At 41.7% G+C, this 15,570-nt stretch carries 13 protein-coding genes; 12 read left to right on the top strand and 1 reads right to left on the bottom strand.

Annotation, left to right across the window (positions count from 1 at the left end):
* Position 1 precedes the first annotated feature (1 nt).
* The 12 genes from A7sIIA15_RS06790 (at position 2) to A7sIIA15_RS06735 (ending at position 13,708) form a co-directional block, all read left to right on the top strand.
* Positions 2–1,066, top strand: a complete 1,065-nt coding sequence (locus A7sIIA15_RS06790) for an NAD-dependent epimerase/dehydratase family protein (protein WP_223298309.1) — start codon at positions 2–4, stop codon at positions 1,064–1,066.
* Complete coding sequence (locus A7sIIA15_RS06785) at positions 1,050–1,922, top strand: hypothetical protein (RefSeq protein WP_095686369.1); 873 nt, start codon at positions 1,050–1,052, stop codon at positions 1,920–1,922. Before A7sIIA15_RS06790 ends, A7sIIA15_RS06785 begins: the two co-directional genes overlap by 17 nt.
* An 84-nt stretch (positions 1,923–2,006) precedes the next feature.
* A complete protein-coding gene (gene tmk / locus A7sIIA15_RS06780; RefSeq protein ID WP_223298255.1) occupies positions 2,007–4,163 on the top strand; it encodes a dTMP kinase in 2,157 nt (718 codons plus the stop codon).
* Entirely contained in the window at positions 4,160–5,311 is a 1,152-nt protein-coding gene (locus tag A7sIIA15_RS06775; RefSeq protein ID WP_095686368.1) for a DNA polymerase III subunit delta', read from the top strand. The genes tmk and A7sIIA15_RS06775 overlap by 4 nt, the downstream gene beginning before the upstream one ends.
* 96 nt (positions 5,312–5,407) lie before the next feature.
* Entirely contained in the window at positions 5,408–6,391 is a 984-nt protein-coding gene (gene pseB, locus A7sIIA15_RS06770; protein WP_095686367.1) for a UDP-N-acetylglucosamine 4,6-dehydratase (inverting), read from the top strand.
* Positions 6,392–6,397: 6 nt separating this feature from the next.
* Positions 6,398–7,282 (top strand): SDR family oxidoreductase, encoded by an 885-nt coding sequence (locus tag A7sIIA15_RS06765; protein ID WP_095686366.1) that lies wholly within the window; start codon positions 6,398–6,400, stop codon positions 7,280–7,282.
* Complete coding sequence (locus A7sIIA15_RS06760; protein WP_095686365.1) at positions 7,279–8,346, top strand: N-acetylneuraminate synthase family protein; 1,068 nt, start codon at positions 7,279–7,281, stop codon at positions 8,344–8,346. Before A7sIIA15_RS06765 ends, A7sIIA15_RS06760 begins: the two co-directional genes overlap by 4 nt.
* A complete protein-coding gene (locus A7sIIA15_RS06755; protein ID WP_095686364.1) occupies positions 8,343–9,317 on the top strand; it encodes a glycosyltransferase in 975 nt (324 codons plus the stop codon). The genes A7sIIA15_RS06760 and A7sIIA15_RS06755 overlap by 4 nt, the downstream gene beginning before the upstream one ends.
* A gap of 24 nt (positions 9,318–9,341) precedes the next feature.
* Positions 9,342–10,193 carry an aldo/keto reductase gene (locus A7sIIA15_RS06750; RefSeq protein ID WP_095686363.1) on the top strand — a complete coding sequence of 284 codons (852 nt, stop codon included), beginning with the start codon at positions 9,342–9,344 and terminating at the stop codon, positions 10,191–10,193.
* Complete coding sequence (locus A7sIIA15_RS06745) at positions 10,190–10,951, top strand: cytidylyltransferase domain-containing protein (protein ID WP_190279137.1); 762 nt, start codon at positions 10,190–10,192, stop codon at positions 10,949–10,951. The genes A7sIIA15_RS06750 and A7sIIA15_RS06745 overlap by 4 nt, the downstream gene beginning before the upstream one ends.
* On the top strand, positions 10,941–12,224 hold the full coding sequence (locus tag A7sIIA15_RS06740; RefSeq protein WP_095686361.1) for an aminotransferase class III-fold pyridoxal phosphate-dependent enzyme: 1,284 nt from the start codon (positions 10,941–10,943) through the stop codon (positions 12,222–12,224). Before A7sIIA15_RS06745 ends, A7sIIA15_RS06740 begins: the two co-directional genes overlap by 11 nt.
* Positions 12,225–12,232: 8 nt before the next feature.
* Positions 12,233–13,708, top strand: coding sequence for a glycosyltransferase family protein (locus A7sIIA15_RS06735; protein ID WP_150123732.1), 1,476 nt, complete (start codon positions 12,233–12,235; stop codon positions 13,706–13,708).
* On the opposite strand, the gene A7sIIA15_RS06730 is transcribed toward A7sIIA15_RS06735, so the two are convergent.
* Positions 13,705–15,534 (bottom strand): ATP-binding cassette domain-containing protein, encoded by a 1,830-nt coding sequence (locus A7sIIA15_RS06730; protein ID WP_095686359.1) that lies wholly within the window; start codon positions 15,532–15,534, stop codon positions 13,705–13,707. The two genes, A7sIIA15_RS06735 and A7sIIA15_RS06730, sit on opposite strands and share 4 nt — an antisense overlap.
* Between the last annotated feature and the right edge of the window lie 36 nt (positions 15,535–15,570).

The raw sequence follows: 15,570 nt of genomic DNA, 5'->3' as shown, positions 1-15,570 counted from the left end.
GATGATCATCGACTCTGACATAGATGAAATCTATGAGAATTCAATGGTTTCGGTTGAAAAGTTGCTCGGTAAGCAGGTGCTTATTACGGGTGCAGCTGGATTTCTAGGTCGATACTTCATGTCACTATTCCATTTGATAAATCAACGTCATCCAGAAAATCCAGTTGGGATAGTTGCCCTAGATAGCTATATCACGTCGAGTAATACCGAAGATCAGTCGTGGCAAAGAACTTCGCCAGAGATTGAATGGATTTTTGGAGATGCTTCAATTGGCGCTCAGTTACCCAATAAATTTGATTACATCATCCATGCGGCTGGAATCGCCTCTCCGGAACATTATCGGGCTAATCCTCTTGAGACCGTAAAAGTTGCAGTGGATGTGACGCGCTCTCTGCTTGAAAAAGCAAAGACAGATAAGTCACGATTTTTATTCTTCTCTTCATCAGAAATTTATGGGGATCCTTATCCAGAATTCATCCCAACGGACGAGAATTTCAGAGGAAATGTCGCTGCGCGTGGCCCTCGTGCTTGTTACGATGAATCAAAGCGGATGGGTGAAGCACTTTGTTGGATTTATGAGAATTACTTTGACGTTCATGCCTGCATCGTCCGCCCATTTAATGTGTATGGCCCAGGCATGATGCCGCGAGATTATCGAGTTCTTCCAAATTTTGCGACCGCTTTGTATAGAAAAGAACCTCTAAGAGTCTACGGCCATGGACGGCAAACAAGAACATTTTGTTACGTTACTGACGCAATCACGGGATTTCTCAAAGTATTGATAGAGACAGAAAAACCGGATGTTTACAATGTTGGTAATCCTGAACCTGAGTTAGATATGGCGACACTTGCAAAGCTTTTTTCAGAAATTTCGAAAAGTAACGAAGGCTTTGAGTTAGTCAAATACCCTTCTTCTTATCCTGAAGATGAACCTAACCGAAGATGTCCAAATATCAACAAGATTTCAACAGAACTAGGCTATAAACCCAAAGTGGATTTAAGTGATGGCCTTGCCAGATTTATCTCCTGGTCTCAAGCAAACTATACCGATGAACTCACAAACTGAGAGCATTCTGTTTATTGGTAATGGTGAATGGTCACGGAAAGTTTCAAACATTCTTGTTGCAAGTAAATCAAGACTAAAACCTGTTGTAATTTCTGCACGAGATTTTCTCAATACTGAAAAACTGGCACTACCAGAAGGACGTATCCTTAAAGATTTCAACTTCATTTGGATTACAACATTTCCGGAAATCCAACTCAAAATATTGGAACAGCTACAAGACTTAAATTCTAAAATTATATTAGAGAAGCCAATCGCATTAACGCTTGAAGGTATTAAACAATTGCACTCAACTTTACCAAAAGTTAAATCTTCAGTTTATCTGTCACAACCATGGACATTTAGCAAACTTTGGGAATCCGCCTCTACGCAGATTCTTCAAAACCATGGAGATTTAGAAATTGATGCTCTTAGAGTAGGTGAATTGCAACGCGAAAGGATATCTCCTAGTTTGGATTGGTTGCCACATGAACTATATTTGCTGGCTTCTTTAATGCAGTCTAGAGAATTAGGAAATGAGTCTCTTAAGCTTTTATCTTCGAAAGGGTCATCCGTGGAAATTTGCCTTGATTATCAAGTTGGGGAAGATATGAGGGTTAATCTTCAAGCTGGTAAGTCAGCTTCCCGGAGGGCATTTTGGAGTATTTCAGTTGCTGATCAAATCCGTCTTGAAATCGATTTTGATTCTAAAAGGATTGTAAAAAGGGAGGGAGTTGGAGAGACTACTGAAGAATTTGATTCTGATAACCCAATCATGAACATGTTAGAGAATTATCGGGCAAGTAGTTCGGACGTAAATTGGGATCTGATCTTTCGGCTTTATTCGGAGGCAATTCTGGCAACGGGTGGGGATCGGTAAAACTCTCTCGAAAGGTCCAAGCTTTAAATATTAGCCCTGATTAAGCCTTTTCAGCCCAGTTCATGCGCCCGATAGACTCATCCAATGCCAAAGACCCTGCCCACACCTGCCGCACCTGCGCCAGATGTAACCCGCGGGGTCCTTGCAATCAAACCCTTTAGAAAGCTTTGGAACTCCATGGTGTTCTCTTCCCTTGGAGATTGGCTGGGTCTTTTAGCAACAACTGCTCTTGCTCAACAACTCTCTGGTGGAGATTACGCAAAAGCTAACTTTGCAATTGCAGGTGTTTTCATTGCACGCTTGCTTCCAGCAGTTTTCCTTGGCCCTATCGCTGGTGTGATCGCAGATAAGTTAGATCGCCGTAAATTGATGGTCAACTGCGACATCTTGCGAACTGGGCTCTATATATCAATACCTATTTTCCATAACTACTTCTGGCTCTACACCGCAATGATTCTGGTTGAGTGCATCACTCTCTTCTGGTCACCGGCCAAAGAAGCTTCAGTTCCAAACCTTGTCCCCCGGGACAAGTTAGAGAATGCAAATCAAGTTTCACTGCTAGCTGCCTATGGCACAGCACCCGTTGCAGCAGCAATCTTTACGTTCCTTTCTCTTTTCACATCAGCAATCAACGCTGCTTTCTCACTTAACGTAACAGCAGTTGACTTAGCGCTTTATGCAAATGCTCTTTCATTTGCTTTTGCAGCTTTCACAGTGTGGGGATTGCGTGAAATACCTAAGGGAGCTGCAGCAAAGCACGCTGCTGAAACTTCAATTCTTAAATCTCTCCACGAAGGCTGGAAAGCAGTCTCTGGTAGCAAGCTCATTCGCGGTCTCATCGTTGGAATGGTGGGCGCATTTGTTGCAGCAGGGGCAGTGATTGGTTTAGCTCGAACATTTGTGGGAGATCTAGGTGGCGGTGAAGCTGCATATGGTGTTCTCTTTGGCGCAGTCTTTACGGGATTAGCGGCAGGTATTGCACTTGGCCCTAAAGTCTTTGCGCAGTTCTCCCGAAGAAGGCTCTTTGGAGCATCTCTAACTATTAGTGGTGCATTCCTTGTGGCCCTGGCAGCAATTCCCAACCTTGTTCTAGCTGTCTTTATCGTCATCATCCTGGGTGCATTTAGCGGCATCACCTGGGTAACTGGCTTCACCATGCTGGGCATGGAAGTTGCAGATGATGTTAGAGGGCGCACCTTTGCCTTCGTGCAAAGCCTTATCCGCGTGGTTTTAGTTGCTGTCTTAGCTGCTGCGCCTTTGATTGCAGCTGCAGTTGGTGAACACACCTTTAAATTCCAAAACACACAAGTGAGCTATAACGGCGCAGCCGTAACAATTCTTATTGCAGGCCTGTTTGCATCTTTGATTGGTTTTGTTTCCTACAAACAAATGAAGGATCGACCTAATGTTTCATTGTGGTCTGACATTGTTAACGCATTTAAAGGCGAGCTAGGAAGTATTACTGGTGCCCCAACACAAGGTGTCTTCATCGTCTTTGAAGGCGGCGAAGGAATTGGCAAAACAACTCAAGCAAAACTATTAAAGGCCTGGCTAGAACAGGAAGGTGAGAGCGTTGTTCTCTCGCGTGAGCCTGGAGGAAGTGATCTAGGAATAGAGATTAGAAAAATTCTTCTCTCTCACTCAACAGGAGAAATTAGTCCACGCGCTGAAGCACTTCTCTATGCAGCAGATCGTGCACATCATGTTTTCTCTGTTATTCGCCCAGCGCTGGCCGCTGGGGAAGTAGTAATTAGTGATCGATACTTTGATTCATCTATCGCCTACCAAGGCGCAGGAAGAGTCTTAGAGCCTGGTGAAGTGGCAAGAATTTCTAGATGGGCAACAGAGTCATTGTTTCCAACGCTAACAATCATTATTGATCTGCCAGCAGAGATTGGGTTAGGGCGCTTAAAGAGTAAAGATCGCCTTGAGTCACAACCACTTGCATTCCATGAGCGCGTGCGCCAAGAGTTCTTGCAGTTATCTCTACTTGACCCTGAGCGCTATTTCATCGTTGATGGCAACAAATCAATTGAGGACACACATGCAGCAATCATTACCAGAGTCAGTGAAATCGCTGCCCTAAAGCGCAATGCCCGTGAAGATAAAGGCAATTTACTTCTGCGCCCAATAAGGGCTGCAGGAAAAGCTGTGAGAACTACTGCTAAGAAAACTAGCGCTGGTGCGACTAAGGCTGTGAACAAAGCTAAGCCTAAAAAGAAAGCAAAAACAAAGAAGTGAGCGTCTTTGAAAATCTTGTAGGACAAGAACATGTTGTCGAGATTATTAAGTCGGCCGTTGCTGCCACACGGTCTGGCGCAGAATCACAAGAGATGACTCATGCGTGGGTTTTCACTGGCCCACCAGGATCTGGCAGATCATCTGCTGCCGTTGCCTTTGCGCAAGCACTTGTGTGTCCAAAGGATGGGTGCGGTGATTGCAATCAATGCAGATCTGCTGCAAATGGAGCACATCCTGATGTTGAGATTATTAGAACCGAAGGTCTTTCAATCAAGATTGATGAAGTAAGAGAACTATTAACTCGAGTTGCGTGGGCGCCATCAATGGGCGGCTGGCGCGTGGTTGTTATGGAAGATGCTGACAGACTTACAGAATCTGCAGCCAACGCATTACTTAAGGCAATTGAAGAGCCAGGGAATAGAACTGTGTGGTTACTTTGCGCTCCAACATTGCATGATGTGTTGCCAACAATCCGTAGCCGTTGCCGTCATCTACAACTTGTTACACCATCCACCACGGCTGTTGCACAGGTGCTCCAAAAGCGCGATGGCATAAGCCCTCAGATGGCAGATTTTGCTGCAAGGGTGAGCCAAGGACACATTGGTAGAGCACGGTATTTAGCTAACAACGAATCTGTGCGAAATACCCGCACCACCATCATGGCTTTACCACTTTCTTTGAAAGGAATTTCTTCTTCTTTTGCTGCAGCGCAGGCCCTAGTTGATTTAGCAACCGAGCAAGCTAACTCTGCGGCTGATGAGAGAAATGAAAAAGAAATTGATGATTTATCACTTGCCTATGGCAAAGGTGCAACGGGTCGGGGTATGGCAAGTGGGGGAAGTAAAGCAATAAAGGAGTTAGAAAGAGAACAAAAGACCCGCAGCACGAGAATGGTGCGAGATGGATTGGACGCTGCCTTGTTAGATATTGCCACGTTCTACCGCGATGTCATGATGGTGCAGGCGGGAAGCAATGACGGCCTGATTAATAAAGAGCTTGAAAATGAGATCAATGCCTATGCAGCTAATAACAAGCCACAAGCCACGATCAACAAAATAAGCGCCATTATGGAAGCACGGGTTAATTTGGGTCATAACGCTGCGCCGTTGTTGACGGTTGAGGCGTTGATGTGCGTGCTGGCCAGATAGTCAGCTGAACATTTCATTGCTTTCAGCACTAAGAGGGCGCTATCGACCTACTAGAATATGGCTGGAAACACCAATCATTTCTAGGCGTGGAGAAAAATGTCAATTTTTGATTCAAAATCAATACTAATTACCGGTGGCTCTGGATCACTCGGCAAAGCTCTGGTGCGCCGATTATTGGACAATACTGATGTTAGGCGTATCGCCATCTTCTCTAGAGATGAACTAAAGCAGTTTCATATGCGATCTGAATTTGATGATGATTCTCGTTTGCGCTGGTTCATTGGAGACATTCGAGATAAAGATCGATTAGTGCGAGCAATGCATGGCGTTGATTATGTCGTTCACGCGGCGGCTCTTAAGCAAGTCGATACTGGCGAATATAACCCAATGGAATTTATTAAAACAAATGTGCTTGGAAGCCAAAACGTAATCGAAGCAAGCATTGATGCAGGTGTAAGAAAGGTAGTTGCATTATCAACAGATAAAGCCTCTTCCCCAATTAATCTTTATGGAGCCACAAAACTAACAGCAGACAAACTCTTCGTTGCAGCAAACAACTACAGCCAAAGTTACGGGACATCGTTTTGTGTTGTTCGTTACGGAAACGTTATGGGTAGCAGAGGTTCTGTTATCCCATTTTTCCAAAATTTAGCTTTAGAGGGCAAACCGCTGCCCATTACGGATCTTCGAATGACGCGATTTTGGATCAGTATCCAAGATGCCGTTGAATTTGTTTTGGATAGTTTTGAAATTATGCAGGGTGGCGAACTTTATGTGCCTCGTATTCCAAGCATGAAAATTGTTGATTTAGCAAGCGCAATTTCACCAAATTCTGATTTTGTTGAAATTGGAATTAGACCAGGTGAAAAACTGCATGAAGAAATGATTTCAGCAGAAGATAGTCGGCGGACCATTAGAATTTCTGAGAATAGATTTCTAGTTTTGCCGGTTGTTGCCGAATGGAATTATAAGCAACCTGTTGGTTCCAATATGGAAGAGGGTAAAGCTTATGCTTCAAATACAAATGACCTCTGGATGGGCATTGACTCAATCAAGACTTTCCTGGCTAACTTGGAATAAAAGCACTTGATTTTTAAAGATTATCTCGTTCTAGGTGCTAGTGGATTTCTTGGCTCGCAATTAGCGAAAACTTTGAATGGAAATGCACTTCTCCACGTAAACAGGGCAAGCGATTTGCTCAAGGGAAGTGATTTTGTGCAATTCAAGTTGGATGACGACAAATTTTACCCACTTGATGAGCTTTTTGGAAAGTATAGATTCAAGACAGTGATCAACTGTATTGCTAACGCTGATGTCGAAGATTGTGAAAAAAATCAAGAAAAGGCATTTGCTCTAAACAGTCATTTGCCGAAAAAACTTGCTAGATTTTCAGAGTTGTATGACTTTAAACTTATTCATATTTCCACGGATGCAGTTTTTGATGGCAAAACTCCCTTTCGGAGCGAACTAGATATTCCCATACCTTCTACAGTCTATGGAAGATCTAAGTTGAAGGGTGAGCAAGAAGTACTCGAGCACTCACACAATTCTTTAGTTGCTAGAGTAAATTTCGTAGGACATAGCAATAGGAAAATGACTCTTTTTGATTATTTTTATAGGAATTTAACGGGTAAGCAGGGTGTAACTGGATACACAAATATCTATTTTACACCTCTTTTAGTAAATCAAACAGCATCTGCAATTCTGGCGTTAGATAAACTATCTCTAAGTGGTCTTTACCATGTCGCAGGAAGGGAGAGATTAAGCAAGTTTGATTTCGCAAAGTTGGTTTGTGAAATTTGGGATCTAGACGCGAGCTACCTGTCAGGAGCCCCATACACTTCAAGCATTTCTAGAGCCTTGGATTTAAGTTTAGACACCTCCAAGATAACCGATCTTGGAATTGTGTTCCCGAATATTGTTGATAGTCTTCAGGCATACCGGCAAGCAATTAGAGGAGAACTCGAGTGAAGCTCTCATTAGATCGTGCAAGTTCCATCAACAGCCCAACTTATTTTATTGCAGATATTGCCGCAAATCATGATGGTGATTTAGGGCGGGCATTAGATCTGATCGAACTAGCCGCCAAATCAGGTGCTAATGCAGCTAAGTTCCAAAACTTTAAAGCAGAGACAATCGTCTCAAAGCGTGGTTTTTCTGAACTGGGGAAAAAGCTCACACATCAATCAAAATGGGAAAAAGATGTGTTTCAAGTTTACAAAGAGGCAGAATTACCAATTTCCTGGACTGAGAAATTGATCGAGCAATGTAATAGATTTGAAATCGATTACTTCACCGCTCCTTACGATCTAGATTTTATTAGAATGTTTGCGACTCTCATGCCATATTACAAAATTGGTTCGGGAGATATAACATGGAAAGAATCTATTGAATTAATGGCCAGTACTGGAAAGCCAATTCTGTTAGCTACGGGAGCGAGCGATATTGAGGAAGTCAGAGAAGCTGTGTCTTTAATTGAAAAATATAATCTTCCTTACATTTTGATGCAATGTAACACTAATTACACTGGGGAATTCGATAACTTCAAGTTTCTAAATTTGAATGTGATTGCATCGTTTAAAGAAGAGTTTCCAAAAGCCGTGCTGGGATTATCAGACCATTCGCAAGGCCATGTTGCCGTTCTGGGCGCCATTGCTCTAGGAGCGCGCGCTATTGAGAAGCACTTTACAGACGACGTGAATAGAGTTGGTCCGGATCACGCATTTTCTCTGGATCCTACCGCTTGGAAGAAAATGATTGAAGATGCACGGATCCTCGAGATGGCACTCGGAGACGGCACAAAGAGAGTTGAAGCCAACGAAGTTGACGCAAGAATAGTTCAAAGGAGAGCACTTCGATTCTCACGAAGCCTCAAAGCCGGGTCAGCAATTACGAGCAATGATCTGATTGCACTAAGACCATGTCCAGCTAATGGAATTAGTCCTTTTAATAAGGATGAAGTTTTAGGAAAAGTCCTATTGCGCGATGTCGACGGCGACGAACTTGTTACAAAGGACCTCCTAACGAGTTCATGAAGAAACTTCTTTATGTAGTAGACAGAATAGGAATTCATGAAAATCGTTTCTATGGAGCGATGGCGGAAGAATTTGATGTAGATATTCTGCCCATCGACGAACCCCTTGGAGCTAATCAAAATTTTGCGAGGATGTCTAAAGAGGCAGATCTGATCGTTGCCGGTCCTCTGAGTGATCCAATTTCGAGAATTCCGTTTGAATCACAAACCCCAATTCTCGGAATTTGTTACGCCTCTGAAATTAACGAAATCAAAAGTGTCAGACAAATTCAAACGAATGTGCTTCGATGTTCTGCAATAGTGACAGACAGTGGATATATCAGCAAGGAATTGCGACTAAACTTTAAGTACAACAAACCGATTTATGAAACAAAGTATGGATGTGACTGGGCGAATTTCTCCAAGTACGAACCAAAATTTAAGGAAAGCCCCTCGATTATTGTTTTACGAAATTGGAGCCAGTTGTACTGTAACGAAATCATACTTGCAGCACTTGCAGGAATGCACGAAAGTGGCATTCCATTTAATTGTACTTTTGTCGGAGCTGGCCCAGATTTAGCCTCAGGGAAGATTATCGCCAAAAAATACGGCTTCGAAGACAAAGTCTCGTTCTTAGGGAACATTGAAAATCAACACCTTCCGGAATTAATGTCACAACATTGGATGTATCTCTCTGCTGCAAAATCAGATGGAACTTCTGTCTCACTCCTGGAGGCTCTTTCAATGGGAATGATTTGCTTGACGACGAACTTTCCAACAAATCAATTTATAGAGGATGAAAAAATCGGTAAAAATTTTGAAACTAGTAATATACGAGATTTGATCGAAAAGATATTGTATCTGAGTAGCCTCGCAAGTAAAGAAAAATCTCGAATGTCATTAAAGGCACGAAGTTATGGCAAGAATGAAGCTCAGTGGTCGGAGAATTCCAAAGTCCTTCTAAAAGCCATATACCAAACATTTAAGTCCTAGAGTCTAAACTGCTAAAGTTGGGAAATGCGAAACATTGTCATCGGCGGCGCACAATTTGGCCACGAGTATGGGACATTCACTAATAATGCATTCCCAGACAAAAAAAATAGAATTGAAACCTTACAAGCTTGCTTAGATTGTGGGTTCCAAAGGATTGATTTGAGCTTAAATTACAAAGGCGCTGTTGAGAATCTACGCGATACAGGAGTTTCCAAGTTTTTTTCTTACAACACAAAGTTCAGTTACAAGAATTTGAATCCCAAAGAGATATTAGGTCAACTCGAGAGCTCTTTAGAAACCCTTGGCGTGACAAAGTTTCAATCGATTATGGTTCACGATTGGTATGACCTATCAACTCTTGAGAGGCTTGAAGCTCTTGATTTCTTGTCGGCTCTTGAAAACCTTGGAATTACAGATTCTATAGGTATATCCGTATACGAAGAGAGTGAATTATCGCCTCAACTAGTTAATTTGGGAATAATTCAAGCGCCTTTGAATTTCTTTAATGTTGAATTTTTGAATTCTAGCTTGGTCTTAGAATTAGTGTCAGCTGGTGTTGAACTGCAAGCCCGGAGCATTTTTCTCCAAGGCCTGCTTCTGAATAGTCATCAAATGATTCAAGATCCATTTTTTAAAGGTCTGGAAGAATTTACGAATTATGTGAAATACAAGAAGTCGACACATTTAGAGGTAGCGTTAGAAGTTTATAAATGTCAGAGTCTTTTCACCAGTTTAGTAGTGGGGTTTCTCAATCCTACACACGTAAAGCAACTTTTCGATTTAGAGCCAAGAGATTCCGACATATTAGAATATTTGAAATTGAAGAGCATGAAACCTAAATTTGCGGATCCCAGAAAGTGGGGGAAGAGAAGTTGAAGATTGTTGCCATTGTCCAAGCACGAATCGGTTCAAAACGGTTTCCAGAGAAAGTTTTAGCAGAAATCAACAAGATGCCCATGATTCTTCGCCAACTAAGCCGGATAAGCCGCAGTAGTATGATTAAAGAAATTATCATTGCTATTCCAGAAGGCACGCAGAATAGTGGACTAGCACGGATCTTGCAGGAATCTGGATACAGGGTAATCAGAGGGCCCGAGAATAACGTTTTAGAGAGATTTCTTAAGGTGATCACGGAGTCAGAACCAGACATCTGTATCCGGCTAACTGCAGATTGCCCATTAGTTATGCCAGAAATTATCGACGAAATGCTAGGGAAATTCCTGAAATTGAAACCAGACTACCTTTCCAACACAGTCCACCCTACTTTTCCGGATGGCCTAGATATAGAGATTTTCAAACCCAAAGCCTTAATTGAGCTCAGTAAATTGCAGTTGAAGGAATATGAAAAGGAACATGTAACGATCGGTTTTCATAATCGGCAAGATCAATTTCAGGTAGTGAACTTTCACGCAAGTGAAAATCACTCGAGTTTTCGCTGGACAGTAGACTATGAAGAAGATCTACTTTTTGTAAGGGAAGTTTATGGTCATTTCGCGGGCTCGGAAGACGTATTCAGCTATAGCGATGTTCTAGACTGGGTGGACAGCTCGAAGGCGCATGAAAGTCTCATGAGTAGCCATAAACGAAATGAATCCTTGGCAAAACAAAGAGATGGATTAATAGATGAGATATGAATTATCTGAACAACATCTAGATAGAGCGGAAGCCTCTATTCCCCTTGGCTCTCAAACCTTTAGTAAGTCCCGCACTCAGTACCCCGTCGGAGTATCTCCGCTCTATTTGAAGAAATCTAAGGGACCCTATTCTTGGGATTTGGACGGAAATAAGTACATTGATTTAGTGAGCTCTCTAGCTGCAGTAACGATTGGTTACGGTGACAAGAAGATTAGTAGAGCAGTCAAACGGCAATTCAAAAGTGGAGTAACTCTCTCACTGCCAACACGCCTTGAGGCTGAAGTTGCAGAAATGCTGATAGAAATGATTCCTTCGGCTGAAAAAGTTCGATTTGGTAAGAACGGTAGTGACGCAACCTCAGCTGCGATAAGACTAGCGAGGGCTTATACCGGACGTGACCACATTGCGATGTGCGGCTACCATGGATGGCAAGACTGGTCGATTGCGTCGACGACTCGAAACAAAGGTATTCCAAAAAGTGTCATTGATTTAACTCACGCGTTCAACTACAACAATCTTTCATCTCTTGAGATGATTTTTTCAAGTTTTCCTAAAGATATTGCAGCTGTGATCATGGAACCAATGAACATCACTTATCCCAATCCAGGATTCTTAGAGAGTGTAAAAGAATTAGCCCATAAATATGGCGCACTATTGATATTTGATGAAACGATAACTGGATTTCGATTCAACAATGGCGGAGCTCAAAAGCTTTTTAATGTTATTCCAGACCTTTCCACTTTTGGAAAAGGATTGGCGAATGGGTTTCCAATATCTGCCATAGTAGGTTCCGACGAAGTGATGAAGGAAATGTCAGAAGTGTTTTTCTCAGGGACCTTCGGTGGCGAGTTGCTTTCTCTAACCGCAGCCAGAGTTAATCTAAGTTATCATTCTAATAATAAAGTTTGTGAAAGTTTATATTCAAGTGGGGAAAATCTAAATACTAAGCTGAATCAGTTGATTTCAGATAAGGCACTCGATGCCGTACTGAAATTATCAGGTCATCCCACCTGGACATTTCTAAACTGGTTTGAGGGTGGGCGATACGCAGAGAATGAAATAAAGACATACTTTCTACAGGAAGCATTTTCTGCTGGACTTCTTGTTCTTAACACCCACAACCTTACACTAGCCCACAGCAATAAAGTCATTGATCGGATACTTGACAAGTATGACGCCGTTTTACACCGCATTGCAAATGCCATTGAAGCAGAAACGTTACACCTCGATCTGAAGGTTGCTCCACTAACTCCTTTATTTAGGGTTCGTTAGTCAAGATAATGTCACAGAGTAAGAAAGTCCTTGTTTATTCGCACGTGCCTTTATGGTCGGTGCACCACGCAGAAACCATAGAGATTGTGAATAGTCTGGTTCATAGCGGCCACGAAGTATTCTTGTTGAGCTGTCTAGGCGATTTGGCATCATGCCCAGCAAACCCAACAAAAGATAAATTCGTTTGCAACCTCTGTTCACAACAGACCACCTACTCAAAATCGAATTTGTTACCATTGAATGTGAATCATTTGATTTTGAACTTGTCGGAAGAATGCGATATCCAAGAGATGCCGACCAATTTTGAAGGCTTTAGAGATTTTGAATATGAAGGTGTACCAATTGGCAAAATGGTACTTTCACAATTAGTTGATGAGCTACAGGATATATATGTCGAAGAATCAATACTGCAAAAGCGTGGTAAGCGAGAGATTTTATCCGCAGTTAAACTATACAAAAAAACTCTAAGTATTATTCGCGAAAGTGATATTGACGAAGTCTATGTCTGGAACGGTCGTAGAGGATGTGATGGACCGGTGCTTTATGCGGGAATTTCAGAAGGGAAAAGAGTGTTTAGTCACATCTCAGGGAGTACCCCAGAGAAATACGCAATATTTCCAGAAGGGGGAATCCATTCAACAAGAATAAGGATGCAATTAATTGAAGATTACTACGAGAAAAACACCGTTGGGGAGCTAAAGAACAAATACTTTAAGGACGGGAGCGATTTCTTCTACCGCCAGAGATATACCGGACAAACTGATTTAGCAGCTCAGTGGTTTGGGGGAAATTTTGAGACGAATAATGTTGACTACTTTCACACTGACAGAAAAAAGCTCGTCATCTTTACAAGCAGCTATTGGGAGTGGATCGCAGCCTCAGGAGTCGAAGTACCAAATGATTTTCGTGACCCATATAATTTGTTGAACACATTAATTCATGACTCAAATATTTTGGAAGACTACGAAATTATTATCAGGTGGCACCCAAACTTAGTGAACGCAGGAAAACATGAACGGCGGAGGATGAAGGAAATTCTTTCATCTGATCATGATGTTTTACAGTTCGAGCCAGAGAGTAATGTTGATTCCTATCAGCTTCTTCTCCAGGCAGATTTGGTACTCACCTTTGGATCTACGCTTGGAATCGAGGCGACCTATTATGGCAAGACCTCAGTCGTCGCCGGACCATGCGGATATATGGGTCTAAATTCTGTTTATGAGCCGAAGGATTTTAGAGAATTGAAGAACTTACTTCGGCAAAACCTTACGCCAAAACCGATTTTAAATGCAATCAAATATGGATCTTGGAATGTGAATTATGGTCAAATTTACGAATACGTAAAATACGATGATCAATCAAGGGATTATGAACTATTTGGCAAACGAATTAAATCAAAACCCAAAAAAAATCTTCGTTTACAAATTCAAAGAATGAATTTTCATTTCCATCGTAAATTACCAAGACTCATGAATAGACGTTAGTCTATATCTTTTACTCCGAAGAGGCTTGCTGATTCTTGGAAATTTTTCGAAGTCTTTATCGCCTCTTGCAAAGAACCATCACTGATTATTTGGCCATTTTCCATGTAAATCACTCTGTTAAAGTTGGGAATAACATTTAGCCTATGGGCTACATAGATCAGCAAGGTATCTTGGTCGAATTTAGATAAAGAGTCTACAAATGCATTCTCAGTCAGAGCATCAAGACTACTTGTAACCTCATCCATGACGATTACTTTTGGATTTTGTAACAGTAGTCGAGCAATTCCAATCCTTTGCCTCTGCCCAACACTTAATTGTAACGAACCCGTTCCAACAACTGTATTTAGACCAAGAGGTAGGCTATCTATGAACGAAGTTAATTGGGCAACTTCTAATGTTCTATCTAAATTGGATTCAATGTCAACCCGATTTTTAGCACCGAACATTAGGTTGTCCAAAATAGTTCCAGGGAAAAGAGTGGTGTCCTGTGGCAAGTAAGCTACAAAGTATTGATCCTGGAAAATACTTTCTTGAGATTCGACTCCATTAATTCGCACAGATCCGACATCAGGCTTTAGTAGACCCAGAAGAACGTCCGTTAATGTTGATTTTCCACTGCCAGACGGGCCGCAAATTACAACTCTCTCGCCTGGATAAAATCTTAGATTTATGTCATTAAGAACTGGATTGCTTGGTCTATCGGGATAAGAGTAAGTTACGCCGAGAAGTTCAATAGACGCGGTGAAATCAGGCGCTAATGGATTGAAAGCAGCAGATCCATCACTAAGAGGAAAGCTACTTTCTCTAGAATCTTCAATCTGCTTTAGAGTGCTAAAAGTAGATTCACACCCAGGCAATGAATTCTTTAAAGTAAAAACACTGTTTTGAATTTTCAACAAAGAGGGCATAAGTCGGATTGCAACACCTGAATAAATGGCAATGACAGAAAGCCTTGACTCTTCAGGGAAAAAAGCATTAACCATAACTATGACAAGGAAGATACCAATAATTAGAGAAGTCTCTATTACTGCTTTTGGAATTTGCTGGAACCAAGAGTATTTGCTTTCGGCGTCTATGCCTACCTTTTTTGTTCCAATGTACTGAGTCTTGAACCAGAACGAGTTGCCTGAAATCCTTATTTCTCTAAAGAGTTTGATAAACTCCATCAATAGCTCTCGAGCCTTTACTGAAGATTCCATAGAATCAAGGGCTAATTTGGAAATTCTCTTCAGAAAGACAAGGTTTAATAGAACCAAAATTGAACAAAAGTAGGCAAAAGCAAGTAAAGATGAAATCCAGTCTAAACTAACTAAGAACGAGAAAAGAATTATTAACAAGGTAATTTCTGAAATTAAAGCAATTAGTGTTGCGAGAATTCCAATGTAGATCCCTGACAGTCCATTGCTAAGAAAATATGCGATGTGATGAGGATTTTGACTCCGCACATTTGAATAATTCGTTGAGAACAACTTATCAACAAGCATGTTATTAGTCTCATTCTGACCAGTTTGGATGGCTTTGAAGATTTCTTTAGAAACAACCAAGTAAGTTATATTCTTAAGGAGAAAAAGCAGTAAGACGCTCAGCCCAATTATAAATACGGAGCCATCAGGTGATTGGGAAAGAGAGGATTTCTGCAGAAAATTGGGTAGTAAACTCTCCTGCACTTCGGGCGGAGAACTCACGAACTTCCCTAGAAAGCCTAGACCAATTATGGCGGCAAGATCTAAGAAATTTAGTAAAGATTGGAAAGCTGTAAGTGCGATTAATCGAGTCCTAGTTCGAGCACCAACTAGTCTACTTGTCTTTAGTAATATCTCCAGCATAATCCAAGTCTATCCGATTACCTACAGAACGATGCA

The organism is Candidatus Planktophila vernalis (assembly GCF_002288185.1).
GTDB lineage: Bacteria > Actinomycetota > Actinomycetes > Nanopelagicales > Nanopelagicaceae > Planktophila > Planktophila vernalis.
This window is presented reverse-complemented; position numbering and strand designations above follow the sequence as displayed.